The following is a 24,833-nucleotide window of genomic DNA, read 5'->3' as shown; positions in this document are numbered from 1 at the left end:
GATTAATTACCGATCGCACCCACTCCGTCATCCTAAGCGGAGTCGAAGGAAAGAAGAACCGAAATTTTAAAAGTATTTTTTATACTTTCGTAATCTATCCAACATATTAATACGTTTAAAAATGACAAAAATTATAACCTATAACCTCAATGGCATTCGTTCGGCAATGGGAAAAGGCTTACTGGATTGGTTAAAAGCTGCAAATCCTGATATATTATGCGTTCAGGAATTGAAAGCAGAACCAGGACAATTGGATTTAAAAGTGTTTGAAGATGCAGGCTATCACCACTATTGGTATCCCGCACAAAAAAAGGGATATAGTGGGGTCGCTATCTTTACAAAACAAAAACCGGATCATGTGGAATACGGCTGTGGTATTGCTGAGTATGATTTCGAAGGCCGTGTTATTCGTGCCGACTATGGGGATGTATCCGTGATGAGTGTTTATCATCCGAGCGGAAGTAGTGGGGAAGACAGGCAAGCCTTTAAAATGAAATGGCTGGCCGATTTTCAAAAATACATCGACAAATTGAAAGAAGAACGTCCGAAACTCATCATTTGTGGTGATTACAACATCTGTCACCAAGCAATTGACATTCACAATCCAAAGAGTAACGCCAAAAGCAGTGGTTTTCTTCCAGAAGAAAGAGAATGGATTGATGGATTTATGAAAAAAGGATTTATTGACAGCTTCCGTCATTTTAACAAAGAGCCCCACAATTACAGTTGGTGGAGTTTTCGTTTCAACTCCAGAGCCAAAAACTTAGGCTGGCGAATCGATTACAACCTGGTAAGCAACAACTTAGAGTCAAAAATGAAAAGAGCAGCAATACTGGCGGAAGCAAAGCATTCGGACCACTGTCCGGTTGTTTTAGAGATTGACTTATGAAAAACGCCATTCATCATCCATAAATTGATTTTTGGGCTAAAACTTTATGAAATCGCTATGAAATTTGCATAATATCTATATATTTGTACCTTAGAAAATTAAATACAACTTATTGTCTGATATGAAAAAAGTTATTTACTCGTTATTAATTGCAGGATTATTTGCTTCTTGCGGTGGCGGAACTACTACTACCGGTGAATCACGCGAAGCCAAAGGTGGCGTTTTTTACGGAGGAGTATTCAAGATGAATGAAGTGGAAGATTTCCGTAATCTTTATCCATTAAACATTACAGAGGTTACCTCTCACCGTATTGCAAATCAGGTATACGAAGGATTGGTGAAACTTTCACAAAACGACTTAACCGTGCTTCCTTGTTTAGCTGAAAAGTGGGAGAAAAATGCAGATGCAAGTCAATGGACATTCCATTTAAGAAAAGGTGTAAAATTTCATGATGACCCATCTTTTGCTGATGGAAAAGGACGTGAAGTAACTGCAAAAGACTTTATTTTCTGTTTCGAAAAGCTTTGTTCTTCCAGCCCGGAAAACCAACAATTCGGAAACACATTCAAAGACCGTGTTGCTGGAGCAAACGAATACTTCCAATCGACAATCGACAAAAAACCATTAGCTGGTGGTGTTTCAGGAATCAAAGCACTGGATGATTATACCATCCAAATCAACCTTGTTCACCCATTTGCAGGTTTCTTGAATATTTTGAGTACGCCAGGATGTTGGGTTTATCCAAATGAAGCTTTTGAAAAATACGGTGTAGACATGCGCGTGAAATGTGTTGGTACCGGTGCATTTCAAGTGAAAAGTATTAAAGAAGGTGAAGCTGTTATCTTAGAACGCAATCCAAACTACTGGAATGTGGATGAGCACGGAAACCAATTGCCTTATTTGGATGCTGTTAAATACACATTTATTAAAGAGAAAAAATCTGAATTATTGGAATTTAAAAGAGGTAACTTGGATATGATTTTCCGTTTACCAATCGAAATGATTCCGGACATCTTAGGAGAACTAAGCAGTGCAAAAGAAGGAAATGCTCCTTTCGAAATGCAAGTTGTTCCTGCGATGAGCACCTTCTATTACGGTTTCCAACACCAAAGCAATATCTTTGATAAGAAAGAAGTGCGTTTGGCATTCAACTATGCTATTGACCGCGAAAAAATTGTAAACTATACATTACAAGGCGAAGGTGTACCGGGAAATTATGGTATCGTTCCTCCAAGCTTTAAAGATTACAATTCAAAAGGATTAGTAGGTTATACATTTGATGTGGATAAAGCACGCAAATACATGGCAACTGCAGGTTACCCTGACGGAAAAGGATTCCCGAAATTAACATTGCAAATCAATAGCGGTGGTGGAGACAGAAATATCCAAACTGCTGAAGTAATCCAAAAAATGTTGAAGGAAAACCTTAACATTGATGTTGAAATCAATGTAATGCCTTTTGCTGAGCACTTAGAAAGCTTAGAAACAGGTAAAGCACAATTCTGGAGAGCAGGTTGGACAGCTGATTATCCAGATCCGGAAACATTCTTAACATTGTTATATAGCAAACACATACCTAAAAACTTAACCGACAAATCATTCTTGAACTCGGTACGTTACAGAAGTGAAAAATTCGATTCATTGTTCGCTGCTGCGATGCAAGAAGTAGATGACAAAAAACGTTTTGACCTATATTTACAAGCAGATCAACAAGCAATTGATGATGGTGCGATTATGCCTATCTTCTACGATGAGAATTACCGTTTGGTACAAATGAATATCCGCAACTTCCCTGCAAATGCAATGGAATACCGTGATATGTCTCGCGTTTATATTGAGCCGAAAGTTGAAAAAACAGAAGCGAAAAAATAATTAGAACATCGTTCAAAAAAAAGCCCCGAGGTTTAACACTCGGGGCTTTTTTATTGCTTCATCTATTATAATTATTAACAAATCCTTTGCGATTTTATGTGAATAAACATTCTGTTCTCAAGTATTATCTCTTCCCTTTATCAATAATTTTGTATATAATTTAAATAACCCGAAAATGAAATACGAAGTATCCACAAATCCTTTAAAAAATAAAAGTGATATGCGTAAAAACACTGTTAAGTATTCTCTGATTATTGCACTCACTTGCGGAATGTTTGCATGTGTCCCACAGCGAAAATTAGAAGAGGAACAAGCAAAAAGAGAAAGTTCTGAAAAAGAACTTGCGGCCTTGAAAGCGTCCTCGATGGAATGTGACACCAAACTTACCGAAGCGAACAAGCTAATTACTGATAACAACAAAGTAATTACCGGCCTTCAAAAAGACACCTCTATTGTTGGAACAAGCTACAGAAGCCTTACCGCAAAGTACGATAAGCTCAATCAAATTAATGAGCAGTTGTTGGATAAATACAACCGTTTGTTAGAAGGAAACTTAGCAGATACGAAAAAGCTTTCAGGAGAATTGCAAATGACGCAAGAACAACTACTGAAAAAACAAGATGAACTTAAACTTCTAGAAGCACAATTAAATGCACAAAAGAAAAGTTTGGATGAATTGACTGCAGAATTAAAAAAACGTGAAGCTCGTGTTGCAGAATTGGAAGATATCTTAAAAAAGAAAGACGAAGCAGCAAATGAACTCCGCAAAAAATTATCTGATGCATTGTTGGGCTTTGAAGGGAAAGGCCTTACCATCACTCAAAAAAACGGAAAAGTTTACGTTTCGATGGATGAAAGCTTATTGTTCGCATCCGGAAGTACAACCGTTGAATCTAAAGGTGTAGATGCTCTGAAAAAAGTAGCAAAAGTATTGGAACAAAACACAGACATCAATGTGATGATTGAAGGACATACCGATGATGTTCCAATGGCTGGAAAAGGAGAAATCAAAGATAATTGGGATTTGAGCGTAATGCGCGCAACTTCCATTGTTAAAATCATTACAAAAAACAGTTCCGTAGATCCAAAAAGATTAACCGCATCCGGAAGAGGTGAATACTTCCCTATTGATCCGGCTAAAACAAGCGATGCACGCAAAAAAAATCGCAGAACTGAAATTATTTTAACCCCGAAATTAGACGAATTGTTAAAAGTTTTAGAATCAAACTAAACCCTATCCTTTGCAGAAAGAAAAAAAGAAAATTGATCTCCTCGATTTTCTTTTTTTCTTTTATCAAGTATGTAACATTTTATCCTTTTTACGTTATACCTATTCATTCCACCAACACATGAACCACAAAGTAATCGCGAATTCCTTGTACGGAAAAATCAAAATGAGTAAACGATTTTCTTTTATTCTCATTTTACTTTTATTCTCGTCCACCTCATTTGCCCAATTGGTAACCGAATACTGGGACATCGCTCAAACAAAGAAAAAGAGTGAACAACAAATGAAAGATGGAATGCAAGATGGAAAATACATTGCATGGTATGAAAATGGTGACATTGCCAAAGAAGGAACTTTTTTAAAAGGAAAGGAAAATGGAAAATTTTTAATTTATTATGCCGGCAAAAAAACGAAAGCAGAAGAAAATTATGTTCTTGGTAAAAAACACGGTGCCTGGAAATACTGGTATATCAATGGAAATAAAGCGCAAGAAACATTTTTTAAAGACGACAAGCCCGATAGCACCTGGACCGGCTGGTACGAAACAGGAAAAATAAAAAGTACTGAACCTTATATCGCAGGAAAAAAAGAAGGTATTTGGTTGTACTATTATGAAAACGGACAAAAAGAAAGTGAAGGACATTTTAAAAATAACCTCGCTGAAGGAAGCTATACCGGCTGGTATTCCAATGGGAACAAACAAAAAGACGGACAATATAAAAATGGGAAAGAAGCCGGCTTATGGAAAGAGTATTATAGAAATGGGAAACCGAAACAAGAATTACAATACGAAAACGATGAAGTTTTATTAATGAATTTATGGTTCGAAAATGGCGAACAACCTATTAAAAATGGGAATGGCAGGTTTACATTGGCCTATGATAACGGAAAAAAGAAAGGAGAAGGAAGTTATAAAGATGGAAGAATGGACGGAGAGTGGGTGTTCTACTTGCCAACTGGAGAAAAAGATTTTAAAGTTAATTATGTAAAAGGTAAAAAGAACGGAGCCTGCACCAACTGGTTTATCAATGGTACCATTAAAAGTGAAGGACCGTTTGTAAATGATAAGAAAAATGGATATTGGAAATTCTATAACGTGAACGGGAAAATGCAAATTGAAGGAACACTGACGGACAACCTCAGAACCGGAAAATGGATGTACTGGTATACAAATGGAACCAAAGAAACTGAAGGATATTATAAAAATGACTTGATGGATAGCCTTTGGACCTATTATTACAATGATGGCTCCAAATGGAAGCAAGGGAATTATAAGGAAAATTTAAAAACCGATTTATGGACAACCTGGTATGAATCCGGACAAAAATTAGAATAAGGAAAATTTGTAAATGGAAAAGAGGAAGGAACCTGGTATTCATGGTTTGAAAATGGGGTGATGAAGAATGAAGGGAATTTTAAACAAGGAAAAATGGATGGTAGCTGGAAAGCCTGGTTCCCAAATAAAAATCCAAATTATGAAGGGTTTTACGCTACCGAAGAGCGACAAATCACTTTGAAATATACTTACAAGGACAAATCAAAAAAAGATTCCGCAACCTGCAAAACCGGAAATTGGAAATATTACTTTGACAATGGTAAAGTAAAGGAAGAAGGAGCCTATAAATCAGGACAAAAGGAAGGTCATTGGATTTTTTGGACGCCCTATGGATTTAAAGAAATGGAAGGCGACTACATTGATGAAAAACAAAATGGTTTGTGGACGTATTACTATGAAACCGGAGTAAAATCCATGGAGCAGACATTTAAAGACGGGAAATTGAGTGGCGATTGCAGTGCATGGTACGAAGATGCCAAATTAAAAAGCACAACTTCCTATACGTTAGTGAAAGACAAAAAAGGATTGCGCATAGAAAGCAAACCGCATGGAAAATGGACCTATTATGATAAAAACGGGAACATTATGATGGAAACCACTTATAAAAAAGGTGAAAAAGTGAACTAATTATCGCTTTGGGTGATGCGGGTGGTGAGGTTTGTGATGCTTCATGTTTTGAGCACGAATCGCCCTTATTTCATCCTCTTTTCGCTTCCGCTTTCTTGCCAAAATAGTTGTAAACCAGGCAATTGCAATTACAATAGAAAAGCCGAGCCCCATATAAATGTAACTCATAATCTCTTCTTTTCGAATTTTTTCTAATTCCTTTGCACTGGATGCCAAATTCTTAGTGATATTTTCGATGGAAGGTCCATCTCCGGTAGATCCGGCAACTGCCTCAGTAGTGGCAGAATCCGTTAAAGCAGAATCCGTTTCCTGTGCAAAAAGCTGAATAGATGAGCCAGTGAAAAAGAATACAACGGCAAGCGCCTTGAAAATGGCTACCCTACTAATATTTCCGAAATTTGCTTTTGTAACTTTCATAACATTGTTTTTAAGATATGCAGATTCAATCTATCGGAGTAGGTATAAAACAAAAATAGCTAAAAAACAATCCGTTTTACACCTGTTAGACGTAATTTTATCACGATAGGTTGCTGTAAAACTTGAATTAGACGAAAATTTGTCAACATAGACTTGCTCAAAAAATTTGGAATTTCAAAAGAATGATGTATATTTGCATCGTAAAAATAGAAGAATACTAAAAAGAGGGGACAGAAGTCCCCTCTTTTTATTCTAATAATTGATATGATTTCAGCAGATAAAATTTATAAAATTGCGGAAGAGAAGTTGGCGGAAGGCACTAATTTCATTGTTGAAATCACAGTAAAGTCAGGAAATAAAATTACCGTTCTTTTGGACAACGACAATGGAGTATCCATTAACGATTGTGTTGCAATGAGCAGACATATCGAATCTAACTTGGACAGAGAAGTAGAGGATTTTGAATTAAACGTCATGTCACCCGGATTATCCGAACCGTTTAAAATCCTGCGCCAATATCAAAAAAACATTGGAAAACAGGTGGATATTGTAACCAAAGAAGGTAAAAAAATAAGCGGCAAATTATTAAAAGCCAGCGATTTAGGAATAGAACTGGAAAGTAAGTCGAAAGAACGTATTGAAGGAAAAAAAGGAAAACAATTAATTATCAATAATATCAATTTAACATTTAATCAAATCAAAGAAACTAAAATTGTAATATCATTTTAATCATTAAACACAATGGAAAGTATTAATCTAATTGAATCGTTCTCGGAATTCAAAGAAGTAAAAAACATCGACAGAGCAACACTAATGAGCATCATTGAAGATGTATTTCGTAGTATGCTTTTAAAAAAATACGGATCTGATGATAATTTCGACATTATCGTTAACCCTGATCGTGGTGATATTGAAATTTGGCACAATCGCGAAGTAGTTGATGATGAATTTGCTGAGGATAGTTTTGATTACGATGAAGCAAAACACATCAGTTTGGCTGAAGCAAAAAAGATTGATACTGATTTGGAATTAGGAGAAGAAGTAGTGACTCCAGTTAAATTAGAACACTTTGGAAGACGTGCCGTATTAGCGGTTCGCCAAAACTTGGTTTCTAAAATTTTAGAATTAGAAAAAGATAGTTTATACAAAAAATACAAAGAAAAAGTAGGCGAAATCATGACCGGAGAGGTTTATCAAATCTGGAAAAAAGAATTGCTTATTTTGGATGAAGACGGAAACGAGTTGTTATTGCCTAAAACAGAACAAATTCCTTCTGATTTCTTTAAAAAAGGAGATACATTAAAAGCCGTTGTTGCGCGCGTAGATATGAAAAACAACTCCCCGGTAATTGTGCTTTCACGTACGTCACCGGCTTTCCTTGAGCGTTTGTTCGAATTGGAAGTTCCGGAAGTATTTGACGGATTAATTACCATCAAAAAGATTGTTCGTGAACCGGGCGAAAGAGCCAAAGTTGCGGTTGAGTCATACGATGACCGTATTGACCCTGTTGGTGCTTGTGTAGGTATGAAAGGTTCTCGTATCCATGGTATCGTGCGCGAATTACGTAACGAAAACATTGACGTAATCAACTACACCAGCAACCCATCTCTGTTCATTACACGTGCATTAAGCCCGGCAAAAATCACCTCTGTAAAAATTGATGAGGAAACAAAACGTGCAGAAGTATTCTTAAAACCGGATCAAGTATCATTAGCAATCGGAAAAGGCGGACACAATATCAAATTAGCGGGCAAATTAACCGGCTACGAAATTGATGTATACCGTGATACCGATATCGATTTAGAAGATGTAGATTTAGAAGAGTTTTCAGATGAAATTGAAAGCTGGATTTTAGATGAGTTAAAAAACATTGGATGCGATACCGCTAAGAGTGTATTAGAATTATCTACAGAAGAATTGGTGAAACGCACCGATTTAGAAGAAGAAACAGTAACAGAAGTAAAAGCAATTTTACAATCTGAATTTGAGTAAAAGTTGATTGGGTTAAATAAGTAAATAAGTTAATGAAGGAAAAAATTGAGTTGATTAGATTGGCCCAATTGTCCTACTTAACCCGCTTAACCAATTAACCCATTTAACTAATAAACGATTTTAAAAAAGTATATGTCAGAAAACAAAGGACAACGATTAAGTAAGGTTGCAAAAGAGCTCAATGTTAGCATTGGGACCATCACCGAATTTCTTAAAGGTAAGGGCCACACAGTGGAGAATAACCCTATGGCCAAAATTACCGATGAGCATTATGCGTTACTGGCAAAAGAATATCAATCGGAAAAGGCTGCTAAAGAAGAAGCTAAGCAGGTTACCACTAGCTCACGTGCTAAAAAAGAAAGCATTTCGTTGGAGGATGCAAAAAAACCTGAATTAAAAAAGAAGGAAGAAGAAGAAGACATCATCATTAAAAACATTCCGAACACTCCTGTAGCAAAAGAAAAACCAGTTGAAAAACCGGTAGAAAAAGTTGAGGAAGAAAAAGAAGTAATTAAATCGGATGTAAAATTAAAAGTTGTTTCCAAAATTGATTTGGATTCCATCAACAGCAAAACCAAGCCTACTAAAAAGACAAAAGCAGCAAAAGAAGAGGAAGAACAAAAAGAAGAAGAAGCGAAAACTGCAGCAAAAGGAAAAGCGAAGACAACAAAATCTAAAAAGCAAACAGAAGAAGAAGTTGTTGAAGAAGTAAAACCTGTAGTAGAAGAAAAAGTAACACCTCCTGAAACAGAAGAACCTGCAAAAGTAGATTTTTATGAGACAAAAGTAGAAAAGCTGGAAGGCCCGAAAATCATGGGTAAAATTGAGCTTCCGGTGAAAGAAGAACGCAAAAAAAATCCGGTTGCCTCCTCTTCTGCTTCAAATGCTGACAACAAGAAAAAGCGTAAACGCATCAAGAAAAGCTTTGGTGGCGCGACACTGGGCGATACATGGGATCCTAACAAAAAACCGGGAACAGAAGGTGCTGCAAAAACAAATGACACACCGCGTAAACAATATCCTATTACTGCTCAAAATTCGGGCGGACCAAGAGGGAAATTTAATCCGCGTGCTCCAAAAGTTGAGTTAACTCCTGATCAAGTTGCCGCACAAGTAAAAGAAACACTTGCACGCTTAAGTGGTGCAGGAAAATCTAAAGCTTCGAAACACCGTAAATCAAAGCGTGATATCGCTAGTGAACGTATTCAGGAAGCGGCAGATCAACAAGAATTAGAAAAGAAAATCATTAAAGTAACCGAGTTCGTTTCTGCCAACCAATTGGCGCAAATGATGGATATCTCGGTAAATGAAATTATTTCTACCTGTATGAGCCTTGGTATGTTCGTCTCCATCAATCAACGATTGGATGCCGAAACCATTGCCATTGTTGCCGAAGAATTCGGATACCAACTTGAATTCGTTTCTGTAGAAGTACAAGAAGCGATTAAAGAAGAAGAAGACAGAGAAGATCAACTATTGGATCGCTCACCTATTGTAACGGTGATGGGTCACGTAGATCATGGTAAAACATCCTTATTGGATTATATACGTAAAGCCAATGTAATTGCAGGTGAAGCCGGTGGTATCACGCAGCATATTGGTGCATACAATGTAAAATTAGAAAATGGTAAAACAATCACATTCCTTGATACTCCCGGTCACGAAGCCTTTACAGCGATGCGTGCACGTGGTGCTCAAGTAACCGATGTTGCCATTATTGTGATTGCTGCGGATGACAGCGTAATGCCTCAAACAACGGAAGCAATTAACCATGCGCAAGCTGCGGGCGTTCCAATCATTATTGCCATCAATAAAATTGATAAACCGGGAGCAAATCCCGATAACATCCGCCAAGCATTATCACAAATGAATATCCTTGTGGAAGAATGGGGCGGAAAAGTACAATGTCAGGAAATCTCTGCTAAAAAGGGATTACACATTGATGAACTGTTGGAAAAAGTACTCTTGGAAGCAGAAATGCTGAACCTAAAAGCCAATCCAAATAAAAATGCAAGCGGAACAGTAATTGAATCCGAATTGGATAAAGGAAGAGGATATGTGAGCACCATTCTGGTAGAAGCAGGAACCTTACGTGTTGGGGATATTGTATTAGCAGGCTGTTTCAGCGGAAAAGTAAAAGCATTGCACAATGAACGTGGACAAGTTGTAAAAGAAGCTGGGCCAGCGATGCCGGTTTCCTTGCTTGGTTTAAGCGGTGCCCCACAAGCAGGTGATAAGTTTCACATCATGAATGATGAACGCGAAGCACGTGAAATCGCTGCGAAACGTTTACAATTGCAACGTGAACAAGGTATTCGTACCAACAAACACATTACATTGGATGAGATTGGAAGACGTTTAGCGATAGGCGATTTCAAAGAATTAAATGTAATTGTGAAAGGTGACGTGGATGGTTCGGTTGAAGCTCTTGCTGATTCATTGCAAAAATTATCGACTGAAAAAGTTCAAGTAAAAATCATTCATAAATCTGTTGGTGCAATTTCTGAATCTGATGTATTGTTGGCTTCTGCATCCAATGCGATTATCATCGGATTCCAAGTGCGACCATCAGCTGGTGCACGTAAGATTGCCGATGTTGAACAAATTGATATCCGTTTATATTCAATTATCTACAAAGCCATTGAAGAAATTCAAGCAGCTATGGAAGGTATGTTGGCTCCTGAATTCCAAGAGAAAGTGGTTTGCAACATTGAAATTCGTGAAGTATTTAACATCACCAAAGTGGGAACGATCGCAGGATGTTTTGTATTAGACGGAAAAGTAAATCGTAACACAAAGGTGCGTATCATCCGCGATGGCATTGTAATTCACGATGGTGAATTGGGTTCATTAAAACGATTCAAAGACGATGTGAAAGAAGTAAACAAAGGATTTGAGTGTGGATTGAACATCAAAAATTTCAACGACATTAAACCAGGCGATATTATTGAAGGATATGAATTGGTGGAAGTAAAAGCGAAACTATAAAATTGAATCAAGATATACGACTTAAGAATCAAGATAATAAAAAAGCCCCGATGAAAATTTTCATCGGGGCTTTTTTACTGAATCATTGTATTAAACTAATCTAATTGTTCTTGCTTTTTCGCATTCTTATTGGTCCGTACCATAACCAAAAACCCGTTATAGTAAATGTCAATAATGCCAATCCCATTATTGATGTATAAACCAACTTTATTTGTTCCTTACTAGTTTTAAAATAATAATCGAGTATCGATCCATCGTGGATGTTCTCTATAAAATCGGAACGTCTTTTTTCTATATGTAAAAGCTTTCCGTTCGCACCATCCAATTGAATTCCCATAAAATGATCAACAAAAACAAATTTTACCATTCCTTTATCTTTTCTGATATCTATCCGCTCTAATTCTAACGATAGATCAGGAGAAACAGAATCATTCAAAATTCTGCATGCATTTTTATGCAAACTATCAATGGGCAACCAATCCTTAAGATCGGTAGAAGTTCCTTGATACGATTTTGGTAAGATCATACCCCCCGAATTCTTCTTCCATCCTAACAATAGTCCGGTTACCGAAACAAAAAAGAAGAACACAAATAAAAGGGCTCCTGTTGTCCGGTGAATTTTTCTAAAAATGCGTAATACTTTTGCTTGATTTTTTCTGCCATTGCTTTCATTCATTTTATGGGGGGATTCTTTTTTATTATTTTACCACATTTATTTTTGTAACCAATTTTTCTGTTGGTGATGACACCTCCACAAAATAAACACCTGCAGCTTCACCTTTCAGATCAATATTATATATTCCACTTGAAATATTAGAAAGCTCTTTTGAAGAAACCACTTTTCCTAAAACATTCATTACTTTAATGCTTACATCTTGTGATGAAATTAATTTCAATTCAACATTGAAATTCCCATTGCTAGGATTCGGATAAACCGTTGCTATTTCCTTTGTTGCCTCAACAGAAACAAGTGCAGTTGAAAGAGAAGGATCTAATCCATCTAACACAGTTGCTCCAGTATTTGCTGGATCCAACCACGCTTTTAACTGTGTTCCAGCTGTTCCTCCACCTAACCATGAGGTAGAAAACTTACCATAAATATCATTCATGCTTCCGGTTGGAACTCCGCAAGCCGAAGCACCTCCGTGTAATTGTCCTATGATTCTATGGTTCTGATCAAACAAAGGTGAACCAGATGATCCTGGTTCAGTACAAGCTGTTGTCCATTGAATGAACCAATGACTGTTTGCCGGTGTTCCACTCCATGCGGTACTTGTACAAGGAGTAGATGATCCAGAGATTGTTTTAATATCACCGCTTGGATGGTGAATACAAACCGCTGAATCGCAAGCAGCATTAACATTGTTCCATCCTGCAAAATAAGGATTGTAAGCCGTAGGAACTGTTCCTCCAATTAAACCTCCTGTAATTTCTACCAAACAAAAATCTGACGCAGCACTAAAAGATCTTCTTATACTTCCTGTTAAAGATTGCGCAGTTGAAGGGGATGTTCCAGGATCAGAACAACCTGGCGCTTCCCAATTAAAACGAAATACCCATGAACCAAATCCAGATGAACCGCAATGATTTGCTGTTAACACGTATGGTTTTTTATCCAATGGTACATCGTTCACTAACGCACCTGTACAAAATTCACTTCCACCCGACACTAAACAAACTACCGAACGTTTTTGGTTTGACCAACCTGTTCCAAACGGACAGTTCACATTCACCTGACAAGAACCTGAAGCACCAAATGTTTTTTCATATTCTTCGCCTGTAAAATTTCTTACATAATCATCCACTCCTCTATAACCATGAGTTACACGGAAGATGTTTATTTTTCCCTGACCAATAACATTAGCCGGTTCGTAATATTCAAGAACAATTGCTTCACCGGGAATTAAGTCGGTAGCAAATTGTTTATCTTCCTGATTGTTGTGATTGGTGATTGCACCAATTACAAATGTTTTAGCAGCATTGTAAACAAACAACTTCCCGCCTTCTGGCATAAAAAAATCATCGAAAGCAAGATTGATTGTTTTTGCACCAACAGATGTTACACCCATTTGCCACAACCTATCGCCATTTGCAAGTGTTGTCCAAGAACCCGAATTGTTTAAATTCAAATTCACCATGTGATTATATCCAAATCGAAAGGGGCCTTTACTTTGATCGTTGATTGCATCTTCTGCCTGTAGAGCAGAAAGATCAAACGCGGGCATGTTCACATAATTAACCGCTTGTTTGGTAATGTTTGAATTAAAGCTGTAAGGTGTTCCACCTTGACTGTATTGAGCACTTGCCGTGTTAAAGAACAAAGCTGTAGATAACATTAGTGCTGATAGTAAACATTTTTTCATTTTAATTGAATTAGTAATAATTTATACTGAGAGATTTTAAGAGATAATGACAAGCGCTCAAAGAGTTGAACACTTGTCATTATAAAAAAATTATTTTATCACATTTATTTTTTCACAACCCGTGAATCATTTGTTTTTATTTCAACAAAATAAATTCCACTTTCTTCATTTGTAATATCAATTGCAAATGTTCCACTCATTGTATTACTGATTTTTTTAGAAGACAATGTTTGTCCAATCACATTCAAGACACTGATTGTAACATCTGTTGATTTGGGAAAATCAAGAATTACATTAAAGCTTCCATCATTAGGATTTGGATAAACAGACACATCTGTATTTTCACCATAATCAACAATTCCTGTAGCTGTACAAGGAGAATATCCTCCTGCTAAAGTTGTAACTCCTGTGCTTGAAGGATCCAACCAAGGCAATAATCTTCTGTTAGCAGCTGTTCCGTTTGATAACCAGTGGTAAGACATTTTACCATAAGCATCTGGGTCGTCCAAAGCAGAAGCTGGGCTACAGTATGAGCTACCACCTGTTAGTGTCCCAACAATTAATCCTACGCTATTAAACAAAGGAGATCCAGATGAACCGCCTTCAGTAACTCCGTGTCCGTTTGTTGTAGCAACCCATGACATTTGCCAATGTGTATTAGCAACAGATCCTCCCCAACTCGTTGATGTTGGAGTAGCTGTATATGCTGATATTTTTTTATTTGAGCCAGCAGGATGATGGATTCCAACGCCCCCACCTGTAGGAGCTGCAGTAGATCTTGTCCAGCCATTCCAATACACTCCACTCCACCAAGTGGGACTTGATGTTGAAGTCATTTCAACCAATAAAAAATCGGATCCTGTACTTCCTCCTCCGTCACCAGAATCAGAAATTTTTGTACAACCAGTGAACTGGTTTGTAGTAGTTCCATAGGTGTCTGGTTGTCCTGTACACAATGTTGCTTCGAAATTGAAGCGGAACACCCAGCTGTTAAAGTGTGTTGCTGTTGAACTAACTCCGCAATGCAAAGCGGTTAAAATATATCTTTTGCAATCAAGAGCAGTATTGTTGATTAAACTTCCTGAACAATATCCAGCTCCACTCGGTCCTACAACATAAATTCTTACAACTCCTTTTTTCTCATCCACCCAATTGGTACCTTCAGGTGTGCAAACAACATTCACTTCACATGGATCTGCCATAATACTTCTGTATTGATGTGACATTTCGGTGATGTGTATTTTCCCTTGTCCCTTTACATTTAAAGGTTCAAAGTATTCTATGATCTGTTCTTCGCCTTGAATGAACTCCGTTGACATCAACATATTTCCTTGATTGTTCTCGTATGTGTAGTTGAACACGTGAGCGTGATCCGGTGAATAAACCGACATAGTTGCTCCTTCTGGAATAAATGTATTATCGAAGAACAATGCACTTGAAAGTGCTCCTGCAGATTTTAATTTCAAACGCCAAACACGATCACCGTTTCCTAATTCTGTCCACACACCCGAATTATAACATGTTGTGTTTACTTCAAAGTGTTTTGCAAAGAGAGGATAATTTCCCTCCTTTTCAAAAGTTTCTGCATAAGCTATATCTGCTGAAAAATCATGAGCAGGCATTACAATTTCCGGAACAGTTGCATTTATCGAATGTTCAAAACTGTATGGAATTATACTAGAATTATCTTGCGCAAACGCGAACGTTGCCGACAAGAGAATGGTATAACATAGAGTAATTATTTTTTTCATTTTGATTGGGGTTTAGATTAGTAATAAGTATTTTTTAGTTTAGAGATTGCTTTAATATTCGTAATTCACGCTTTTGTCACCAAGCTTTACAAGCAGCGATTTGCTTCCTTGGTATTTTATTTTACTGATGTTAAATTTTAATTCTTTTAGAATTAATTTTTTGCACATGTCTTCATTATTAGTATGCTTCAGACACAACGACAACTGAGGAGGCATTGATTTTGCATACATCCCATTTGAGATAAGTTCAAATGTATGGTCCTTGCATCCGCCCGAATGACTGATAAAAACAGAAAGCACATCGCCTTTTATTAGGATGTTCTCAACACTATATGCGGCACCCGTAGCAGACATATCAGCACTTGCATCCACAGTTACTTCCATAGCTTTTTCTCCCAGATTAGCAGATGGAGGAGCCGATTTTTTATGGCATGCGATTGTCAATAGTGAAAAAAGCAGAAACGAAACAATGATTTTTGTTTTCATAGTTGATTTTTGAAAAAAGTATATTTAGAAATTTTAATTGGATGAATTTTTAAAAAGACCCTTACTGCGCTCAGCCCCCCGACTAAACGCAGCAGGTGCCTTGTGCCAAATAATTATAGCAAAGGATAATATACAAGAATCCCGCTAACCTTATTTGGGTTATCGGGGAGTCTTATTATTAATAACAAGAGTCCAATTCAAATAATGTTAACAGAATTCAGGCGGGGGTGAATGTCTTTTTTCTTTTTTGAAGACAAGCAAAATGTTTCAACAGGAAAGAAATTCACTGTTGTTTCATTTTGCATAAAATAGAAATTATTTTCAGTAGAAAAATAAACCTTAATAACATTATCCTTCATGCTATTAGATTTGCCATCTTTGACCGGCTTGCCACCACCAACGTGAGATTTAACGTGGTTATCTAAGTATGATAAAATCGAGTTTTCTTTCGAGTCGTCAATACAATAGTAACTGATTGTTGTTTCTGTTTCTGTGTATTTTACAATATCATACATTTTTCCGTTGTGGCGAATCTCTTTCCCTTCATCCATAAACTCCACTTTATTCAATTCCAATTTGCTGAAAGTTAGAATGGCCGTTAAGGATTCATTCAAATAACCAGAATTTATTTGAGCACGGATTTCTTTTTTGATTTGTTTTTTTTGAGCAACAAAAACCAAGAAATACCCAACGGTGTTGAATAAAAAAATTGACAACAAAAATATGATCCCGATTTTTTTCAATTACTGAAAATGAATTATTGTAAAAAAATATTGTCCTAATGATTAAATAGGGGGGAATTAATAATCATTAATATTTTACCAAATATCATTTTTTGTTTTCAGAAAAACAAGAAAAATACAGTAAAAAAAATAGTCCCATTCACGGGGACTATTTTTTTGATTATTTGTTATCTATTTCAACTTAGTAATATTTGAAATCTCAGCTGGAATACCAACAGTACAACCTGCTGGTTGTGGCATTTTCAAAGGTTGGTAATCAAACGTGATTGTTTGACCATCCACATCAATGTCTTTATTCAATTTATCTTTAGGAATAAGTGTTATTTCAGCTACATCATCATGCGCCATAATCACAATAACTGTTTCGCAACCGGTTGCACGGTACTTGTGTGATACTTTTCCTGCATGCGCCCCTTGATTGGTTCCTGATGCTGTAGTATTTGTTGTTTCCATTGTTGTAGTAGCCGTTGAACCATTAGAGCCGGTTGATGATGCTGATGAACCAGAAGTTGTTGCTGTAGCAGCTTTTTTAGATTTACAACTTGTTACTGTAGCTGAAGAAATAACTACTGCTAAAATTAATAAAATCGATTTCATAATAATTAGTATTGGTTTTAAGCAAAACACTCGTGCAAATCCCATTCCAAAAGAGGAATGGCTCTGCACGAGTGCTTTATAGGATAATTAAACTCTTATTTTACAAATACTTTAACTACTCTTTGGAAGTTTGGATTACCAACTCTCACTAAGTAGGTTCCAGTAGCTAAACCGGAAACATTGATTGTTGTTTCAAACGAATTTCCATTCGGAGTAACTTTTTTACCATTGATTTGTTTACCATTGATATCGAACAAGTCAACTACCATTTCATCGTTCGATGGCAATTTAGAAGCAGACAAGTTAATCATGCTTTCCATTTGGAAAGTAGTAAACGTAGGATCATTTGACGCATCAGCAACGCCTGTTGGTGTCATTGGTAATTGGAATGAGTAGATACGAGTTCTAGTGCTTGTTACAGCATATGTTCCTGTGTACCAGAAAGTAAGTCCGTCTGGATCCAACGCTAATTGTGCGTAATCACCCCAACGGTTAGAACCACCGCAAATACCTGTTCCTGAACCTGCAATAGCAGTTGTTTCAGCAAAAGACATTGTTCCCAATGGATCAGAAGCTAAACGACCGGTATAACGTAAACTAGGAGAAATATTCGCTAATGCACCTTGCGTAGGTGAAGCAGTAGTAGAAGCAGAAATACAATACGCTAAACCAATACTTCCGTTATCATCCATTGCAATACTTTGTAACCAACGGTTTGAACCATCAGCAGGAGCATATGTTCCTTCTTGATACAATGACCAAACACCGGTAGTTTGATTTTGACGCAATTCAACCCATTTGATACTGCGCAACTTACTTGTTGCATTCATTTTAACACCCCAAGTTAATACAGCAGTGTTGTATCCTGTCCATTTTCTCCATTGAACACGGTATTGAAGAATCCCGCCAATACCATCTAATTTGGAAGTTGTTCCAGGAGTCCAGATATCATTCCAGCTTGGATCGTAAGATGCATCAAATGCTGCAGTTGGAATTGTTACAGTTGTTCCTACTGTTGCAGTTGGAGTTGCAGGCACCCAGTTTACAGTGAATGGGAAAATTTTAACCGCATCTGTTGCTCCACCACCCCAAGCGTTATCAGTATATTGCATTACTGGCAATGGTGTACCATTTGGAGGTAATCCACCGTCAGCATCAGCTGGCATTGGGCAGAAGAAACCAGAAGGAAGTGTTGGAGAAAAAGTTTTCTCAAAACCTCTTGCTGTTAAACCCAATAACATTTTATCTCTTTCAAATACCATGATTTTTCCACCATAGTTTGCTGTCATATAATAACCATCCCACCAGATAGAAAATTTCAAGTAATCAGGGAAACTTCCAGCAGTGTAAGTATAAGTATACCATGTTCCTAATGGATCCGGAGAAGTAGAAATTGCGATATACACTTTGTTACCTGAACCAAATTGGCTTAAGAACCAACGATCCGCGTAACGATCGTACATAACAATTGGATCTCCCATATTTGGAACTGTAGGGCTCCAAAGGTTACCCATGTTAGAAATGGTCAACAATGTAGTACCTGTTTTGTTGTAAACTTTAACAGGTGTTGCATTTACTGCTTGAATATAGTGATTTGGACCAGCTGCTCCAGATGGATCTGGAGGACATCCACCACCTGTTTGTCCTTGCCAGTTAGCAATAGGAGGCATTGGAGTTCTTGTTCCGGCTGTTTTTTGTGTTGTTGAAGGGTCAGTTCCATAAGCTGCTCCGTCTTTCTCTTCAGAATAAACAAAGGTTTGTACTCTTCTTTTTTCACGGTCTTTCGACTCTGTTTTTTCTTCTATATTGTCATCTACTTCAGATGCCATATTAGCAATTTCACTCAGTGGTTTTGAAATACCAAAACTTTCCAGTTTCATCATTTCCACTTTGTCGTCACCTGCTACATTTTGAGCACATACTGCACTCACAACAAACAAGCTAGACACTAATAATGTAGCTTTTTTCATGGGGGAATTAATTAAGTTAATAAATGTAATTTAAAAGTTTAGAGATAATTTATTCTGCTAATATAGGAATGGGAAATTAAAATTCCAAAAAAAAGTATAAGAAAAATTAGGAATCGATAGGAATTTGAATTGAAACAATAAAAAGCCAAACACTACTTTTTTTCAAGCAGCTTTGGCATTTCAATTTCATCCTGCACCAAAAAAGAAGATGGGAATTCAACTTGAATTTCTTTCAGCGCCTTATACGCTTCTAGTTTTGTTCTAAAATCGCCTACCCGAATATTGAAATTCGGTTGATCATATTTTTCATAAGCAGCAATTTCAGGAAATTTAGAAATAAATTTTGCTTTTATTTCTTTCGCTTTATTTTTATCCGAACCGAAATGTATCTTAATTCGATAGCCTTTTATCGGTGCTTTTGTATTCACTTCGATGTGTTTGCTCACCAGCTCCTTCACCTTGTATTCCTGCACCAATTCTATCTTTCCGGTATCCGCACTACTTTTCTGTGCAAGCAAAAAAGAACTTGTAAAACACATCAATAAAACACAAAAAACATACTTTAATATCATTCATGTTGACAAAGATAAATTTTTAATTTGTGTTTATCTAAAATCACACCAAAAATTGAAAAAAATCAGTCGACAAGCAACTTTAAAATATTGACGAATTATCCTTTTTCAAGGACTAATTTTTTCAAAAAAAACAAAAACGCGAGCTGCCTTATTTAGAATGAATATAAATTATGTGTTTTTTATAAAATTTTAACGTTTTTTGAATCGCCAATTAATGTTTCTTATAAATTTGTCGCTCAAGTAATAGTACGCTCTCTAATAGTAGAGGTTTTCAACGGAGTTAAATAGTTAAAAATCAATATGGATACAATTTGTAAGCAGTCAAAAAAACACTTTTTGGCAATTTTTTCCCTCCTATTTTTATCATTCTTTCTAAGTATTAACCCCGTTTCCGCCCAAGATGGCGAAAAAATATTCAAGCAAAACTGTGCGGTTTGTCACAGTATGGGTACGAATAAAGTTACCGGTCCGGGGTTAAAAGGCGTGTTTACACGTGTTCCGGCTCCTGCTGAAGAATGGTTATTGAAGTGGATCAAAAACAACGATGCATTAATCAAAAGTGGTGATGCCTATGCCGTTAAAATCAGTGCATTTGATGCATCTGCGATGACGACCTTCACCAACTTAAGTGATGACGAAATTAAATCGGTAATCACTTATATTAAAGATTATAAAGAGCCTGTAGCAGCTGCACCAACAGCGGCTGAAGGTCCTTCCGGAGAACCTACTGACGATGGCGAAAATCCATTAGCATTGTTGTTAGGAATCATTGCTTTCTTAATCATCATCGTTGCTGTTTTACGTGGTGTTCGTTACTCGTTGAAAAACTTACAAAACGAAAAACTTGGTCTTCCTGAAGAAGAAAAAGTGGGTGCTTGGACAGAGTTTAAAAACTGGACACGCGCGAATAAAACAACTACTGGTGTTGTTATTTTACTTATCGTTGGTGGATTACTTTCTGCAGGATGGTATGCGTTAAAAGAAATCGGAGTTTACGCAGACCCTGAAGCAAAAACTGTTTACAACCCTGAACAACCAATTGCTTTCTCTCATAAAATTCACGCTGGTGACAATGCAATCAATTGCCAATACTGTCACTCTGGAGTGGAAAGAAGTAAAACAGCTGGTATCCCAACTGTGAATGTTTGTATGAACTGTCACAAAGGAATTTCAAAAGGAAAATTACCTGGCGGAACAGAAGAAATTGCAAAAATCTATGATGCAGCCGGATGGGATCCAGAAGCTGGTGCTTATAACAAACCACAAAAACCGGTACAATGGGTGAAAGTTCACAATCTCCAAGATTTCGTATTCTTCAGCCATCAACAACACGTTAAAGTTGGTAAACAAGATTGTGCAACGTGCCATGGTGATTTAACAACAATGACCACTGCAAAACAAGTACAACCGTTAACAATGGCTTGGTGTATTGATTGCCACAGAAAGACTGAAGTACCGGGAATGAAAGACAATCCTTACTACGAAAGTTTACACAAAAAATTAGCTGAAAAATTCAAAAACCTTCCTTTGGATCAACGTAAATTCACAGTTGATAAAATGGGTGGAATTGAGTGCGGTAAATGTCACTACTAATCATCGCAGCTTGAGCAATCAGGTGGATGACAAACAAATTAGAATTTAGTTTTTAAGATTTTAGAATTTATATAAGATATGGCAACAAAAAAATACTGGAAAGGACTGGAAGAGTTAAATAACAGTCCTGAGTTTGTTCAAAGTGCTAATAATGAATTTGCAGAACAAATTCCTGTAGAAAAGTTCTTAGGTGATGATAATCTAACTGAAAACAACGGAACAAATCGTAGAGATTTCTTGAAGTTTTTAGGGTTCAGCGTTACCGCAGCATCTTTAGCAGCTTGTGAAGCGCCTGTAAACAAAGCAATTCCTTACGTTGTAAAGCCGGAAGAAATCACTCCGGGTGTTGCAAACTGGTATGCAACAACATTTTATGATGGTTACGATTATGCTTCTATCATTGTAAAAACACGTGAAGGTCGTCCTATTAAAGTTGAAGGAAATTCGTTATCAAAAGTAACCAACGGTGGAACAAGTGCACGTGTGCAAGCTTCTATCCTTTCCTTATATGATTCATCTCGATTAACAGGCCCTGTTGCCAAATCCGGTGATACCTGGAACCCGACAACTTGGTCAAATGTTGATAAAGAGATCGGTGGAAAATTAGCTAAAGTAACCGGAGGTGTACGTATCCTTACTTCTACTATTATCAGTCCTTCTACAAAAGCAGTTATTGCTGATTTCGCAGCAAAATATCCAAATACAAAACATGTAACCTACGATGCCATCTCTTATTCAGGTATGGCAAAAGCGAATGCTCAAACATTCGGACAAGAGGTTATTCCTTCTTACCACTTTAACCATGCTGAAGTAATTGTTGGCATTGGTGCTGATTTCCTTGCAAACTGGTTATCTCCTATTGAATATGCAAATCAATATTCAAAAACACGTAAAGTGGGTAAGGATAAAAATAAAATGTCGAAACACATTCAATTTGAATCAAACTTGTCGTTGACAGGTGCGAATGCAGATGAGCGTGTTCCGGTTAAAGTCTCTGAACAAGGAAAAGTTGCTGTTAACTTATACAATGCTGTTGCAAAAATCGTTGGTGGTTCTTCACTACCATCTTCTGCATTGGCGTGTGATGCTCAAATTGCTAAAGTGGCAAAAGAGTTAGCAGAGAATAAAGGAAAATCATTGGTTGTTTCCGGTTCAAACGACATCAATGTTCAAATGGTTGTAAACGGCATTAACCAAATGCTTGACAACTACGGAAAAACAATTGACATCGAAAATCCATCTTATACCAACCAAGGTGACGATGCAGCATTTGCTGATTTAGTTGCTGAAATGGCAAGCGGAAAAGTGGGTGCAATCATTACTTACAATACAAACCCTGTTTACACTGCTCCTGCAGCATTAAAATTTGCAGAGGCTTACAATAAAGTTGGATTGAGAATTTCATTTGCTGATAGAGCTGATGAAACAGCTTCTTTAGCACAATACATCTGTCCTGATCACCATTACTTAGAATCATGGAACGATTTCAATCCAAAGAAAGCACACTATAGTTTATCACAACCAACCATCACTCCTTTATTTGCAGCTCAGAATTCAGGAACTCGCCAAGCTCAGGAAACATTAATGGTTTGGGCAGGAAATACCTCTGATTATCATTCATACATTCAAAAAGTATGGGCAGAGCGCGTGTATCCAATGCAAGGAAAATACATGAACTTCACAGAGTTCTGGAACAATTCCTTACATGATGGAGCAATTGAAGTAGGTAAAGGCGGAGATATTGCTGTTGCAGCGGTTTCAGATAGTACAAAAGTAGCAGCTCCGGTAGTTGTGAAGGTGGAAGAAAAAACAGAAGCAGCACCTGCTGTAGCAAAAATCGATTTATCATCTGCGGCAAGCACAATCAATGCAGTGAAAGGTGGAACAATCGAATTAGCATTATATGAAAAAGTAGCCATCGGAAATGGTAACCAAGGAAACAACCCATGGTTGCAAGAATTACCGGATCCTATTTCTAAAATCACTTGGGACAATTACATTACCATGTCTCCTGAGGATATGAAAGAAGCTGGTTATAAATTGATGGAGCGTCAAGACAGAGAATCATCTGTATTAACCGTTACAGCAAATGGTACAACCATTAAATTGCCGGTAGTTCCTCAACCGGGACAAGCACGCGGGACAATTGGAATTGCAGTTGGATATGGTCGTGAGAAAGCTGGTAAATTAGCTGAACGCACAGGAACAGTAGTTGGACAAAATGCATATCCGTTTGTTCAATTGATGAACGGAACAATGGCGTATGGTGCATTGAATGTAACTGTAGCGAACACAAATGAAATTACAGAATTGGCTGGAACACAAATTCACCACACGATGATGGGCCGTGAAATTGTGAAAGAAACAATTCTATCTGAATATCAAAAAAATCCAAAAGCAGGTAACCACGATGAAATGTTGGTAACACATGCCGGAGTAGTAAAAGCAGCAGACATCGATTTATGGAATGAACACGAACGTTTAGGACATAAATGGGGAATGACCATCGACTTAAACTCATGTATCGGTTGTGGTGCTTGTGTTGTAAGTTGTACTGCAGAAAACAACGTTGCTGTTGTTGGAAAAGAACAAGTAATGAAAACACGCGAAATGCACTGGTTGCGTATCGATCGTTACTACAGCAGCGAAATGAACAAAGAAGTTGCAAAAGCAGAAGGTGTTGGAGCAATTGATATGTACTTGGATATGGAAAATCCAACAACTGTAAATCCGAAAGTTGTTTTCCAACCAATCATGTGTCAACACTGTAACCACGCACCATGCGAAACCGTTTGTCCGGTATTAGCAACCAACCATAGCTCTGACGGATTAAATGCAATGGCTTATAACCGTTGTGTAGGAACCCGCTACTGCGCAAACAACTGTCCTTTTAAAGTTAGACGTTTCAACTGGTTTAACTACAACGAAAATTCCGATTTCACATTCAACCCAACACAAGATGATTTAGGCCGTATGGTATTAAATCCGGATGTGGTTGTTCGTTCACGTGGGGTTATGGAAAAATGCTCAATGTGTATCCAACGTATTCAAGGAGGAAAATTAGAAGCGAAAAAAGCAGAACGCAAATTGGATGACAGCGATATCAAAACAGCTTGTCAACAATCTTGTCCTACAAACGCAATCTGGTTTGGTGATTTAAATGACGAAGGAAGTGCAATCAGCAAATTGAGAGCAGAAGAAAAAGACGGACGTAACTATTTCATCCTAGAAGAAATCGGTATCAAACCAACTGTATCTTATTTAACAAAAGTAAGAAATGCAGATGAGTCGATTGAAGAAGGAAGACATACAGAAGGTCATGAGACAAAATCTGAAGAAGTAAAATCAGAAAAAGCACACGCTTAAAAAATACGAAACGTAAGAATTTATAATTTATAATTTTTT

19 protein-coding genes and 1 pseudogene are annotated in these 24,833 nt (G+C 37.2%); 11 read left to right on the top strand and 9 right to left on the bottom strand.

All coding sequences use genetic code 11. From position 1 onward, the window contains the following. Positions 1-121: 121 nt before the first annotated feature. The 6 genes and pseudogenes from xth (at position 122) to IPP64_01395 (ending at position 5,953) form a co-directional block, all read left to right on the top strand. Positions 122-889, top strand: a complete 768-nt coding sequence (gene xth / locus IPP64_01420) for an exodeoxyribonuclease III (GenBank protein MBL0328094.1) — start codon at positions 122-124, stop codon at positions 887-889. A gap of 121 nt (positions 890-1,010) precedes the next feature. After that, complete coding sequence (locus tag IPP64_01415; GenBank protein ID MBL0328093.1) at positions 1,011-2,762, top strand: ABC transporter substrate-binding protein; 1,752 nt, start codon at positions 1,011-1,013, stop codon at positions 2,760-2,762. Between the two features lie 175 nt (positions 2,763-2,937). After that, complete coding sequence (locus tag IPP64_01410; protein ID MBL0328092.1) at positions 2,938-3,993, top strand: OmpA family protein; 1,056 nt, start codon at positions 2,938-2,940, stop codon at positions 3,991-3,993. A 118-nt stretch (positions 3,994-4,111) separates the two neighbouring features. After that, positions 4,112-5,326 carry a toxin-antitoxin system YwqK family antitoxin gene (locus tag IPP64_01405; protein MBL0328091.1) on the top strand — a complete coding sequence of 405 codons (1,215 nt, stop codon included), beginning with the start codon at positions 4,112-4,114 and terminating at the stop codon, positions 5,324-5,326. 24 nt (positions 5,327-5,350) lie between these two features. Further along, positions 5,351-5,410: pseudogene (locus tag IPP64_01400) on the top strand (hypothetical protein). Continuing rightward, entirely contained in the window at positions 5,387-5,953 is a 567-nt protein-coding gene (locus IPP64_01395; GenBank protein ID MBL0328090.1) for a hypothetical protein, read from the top strand. Before IPP64_01400 ends, IPP64_01395 begins: the two are co-directional and overlap by 24 nt. Here the strand turns inward: IPP64_01395 and IPP64_01390 are convergent, their stop codons facing one another. Continuing rightward, positions 5,954-6,370 (bottom strand): hypothetical protein, encoded by a 417-nt coding sequence (locus tag IPP64_01390; GenBank protein ID MBL0328089.1) that lies wholly within the window; start codon positions 6,368-6,370, stop codon positions 5,954-5,956. A 264-nt stretch (positions 6,371-6,634) separates the two neighbouring features. Here IPP64_01390 and rimP point away from each other — a divergent pair, with 264 nt between their 5' ends. From rimP to infB, 3 genes are all read left to right on the top strand, one after another. Next, positions 6,635-7,099, top strand: coding sequence for a ribosome assembly cofactor RimP (gene rimP, locus IPP64_01385; GenBank protein MBL0328088.1), 465 nt, complete (start codon positions 6,635-6,637; stop codon positions 7,097-7,099). A 12-nt stretch (positions 7,100-7,111) separates the two neighbouring features. After that, entirely contained in the window at positions 7,112-8,362 is a 1,251-nt protein-coding gene (gene nusA / locus IPP64_01380) for a transcription termination/antitermination protein NusA (protein ID MBL0328087.1), read from the top strand. Between the two features lie 132 nt (positions 8,363-8,494). Next, complete coding sequence (infB, locus tag IPP64_01375) at positions 8,495-11,350, top strand: translation initiation factor IF-2 (GenBank protein ID MBL0328086.1); 2,856 nt, start codon at positions 8,495-8,497, stop codon at positions 11,348-11,350. Positions 11,351-11,450: 100 nt separating this feature from the next. On the opposite strand, the gene IPP64_01370 is transcribed toward infB, so the two are convergent. The 8 genes from IPP64_01370 to IPP64_01335 all read right to left on the bottom strand — a co-directional run bounded on the left by IPP64_01370 (position 11,451) and on the right by IPP64_01335 (position 19,778). Continuing rightward, entirely contained in the window at positions 11,451-12,026 is a 576-nt protein-coding gene (locus IPP64_01370; protein MBL0328085.1) for a PepSY domain-containing protein, read from the bottom strand. Positions 12,027-12,048: 22 nt separating this feature from the next. Further along, positions 12,049-13,713, bottom strand: coding sequence for a T9SS type A sorting domain-containing protein (locus tag IPP64_01365; GenBank protein MBL0328084.1), 1,665 nt, complete (start codon positions 13,711-13,713; stop codon positions 12,049-12,051). 104 nt (positions 13,714-13,817) lie between these two features. Then, positions 13,818-15,464, bottom strand: coding sequence for a T9SS type A sorting domain-containing protein (locus tag IPP64_01360; protein ID MBL0328083.1), 1,647 nt, complete (start codon positions 15,462-15,464; stop codon positions 13,818-13,820). A 51-nt stretch (positions 15,465-15,515) separates the two neighbouring features. Next, entirely contained in the window at positions 15,516-15,950 is a 435-nt protein-coding gene (locus IPP64_01355) for a hypothetical protein (protein MBL0328082.1), read from the bottom strand. Between the two features lie 197 nt (positions 15,951-16,147). Then, positions 16,148-16,669 (bottom strand): hypothetical protein, encoded by a 522-nt coding sequence (locus IPP64_01350; protein MBL0328081.1) that lies wholly within the window; start codon positions 16,667-16,669, stop codon positions 16,148-16,150. 195 nt (positions 16,670-16,864) lie between these two features. Further along, positions 16,865-17,290: a hypothetical protein gene (locus IPP64_01345; GenBank protein MBL0328080.1), complete on the bottom strand. Its 426-nt coding sequence runs from the start codon at positions 17,288-17,290 to the stop codon at positions 16,865-16,867. A gap of 95 nt (positions 17,291-17,385) precedes the next feature. Continuing rightward, positions 17,386-19,260 (bottom strand): T9SS type A sorting domain-containing protein, encoded by a 1,875-nt coding sequence (locus IPP64_01340; protein MBL0328079.1) that lies wholly within the window; start codon positions 19,258-19,260, stop codon positions 17,386-17,388. A gap of 152 nt (positions 19,261-19,412) precedes the next feature. Continuing rightward, positions 19,413-19,778 (bottom strand): SPOR domain-containing protein, encoded by a 366-nt coding sequence (locus IPP64_01335; GenBank protein ID MBL0328078.1) that lies wholly within the window; start codon positions 19,776-19,778, stop codon positions 19,413-19,415. A 393-nt stretch (positions 19,779-20,171) separates the two neighbouring features. Between IPP64_01335 and IPP64_01330 the strand changes: the two genes are divergently transcribed. Both IPP64_01330 and IPP64_01325 read left to right on the top strand, forming a co-directional pair. Beyond that, positions 20,172-21,428, top strand: a complete 1,257-nt coding sequence (locus IPP64_01330) for a c-type cytochrome (GenBank protein ID MBL0328077.1) — start codon at positions 20,172-20,174, stop codon at positions 21,426-21,428. Positions 21,429-21,506: 78 nt separating this feature from the next. Then, positions 21,507-24,794: a TAT-variant-translocated molybdopterin oxidoreductase gene (locus tag IPP64_01325; GenBank protein MBL0328076.1), complete on the top strand. Its 3,288-nt coding sequence runs from the start codon at positions 21,507-21,509 to the stop codon at positions 24,792-24,794. Positions 24,795-24,833: the final 39 nt, after the last annotated feature.

It is taken from the genome of Bacteroidota bacterium, from assembly GCA_016722565.1.
Lineage (GTDB): Bacteria > Bacteroidota > Bacteroidia > 2-12-FULL-35-15 > 2-12-FULL-35-15 > 2-12-FULL-35-15.
This window is presented reverse-complemented; position numbering and strand designations above follow the sequence as displayed.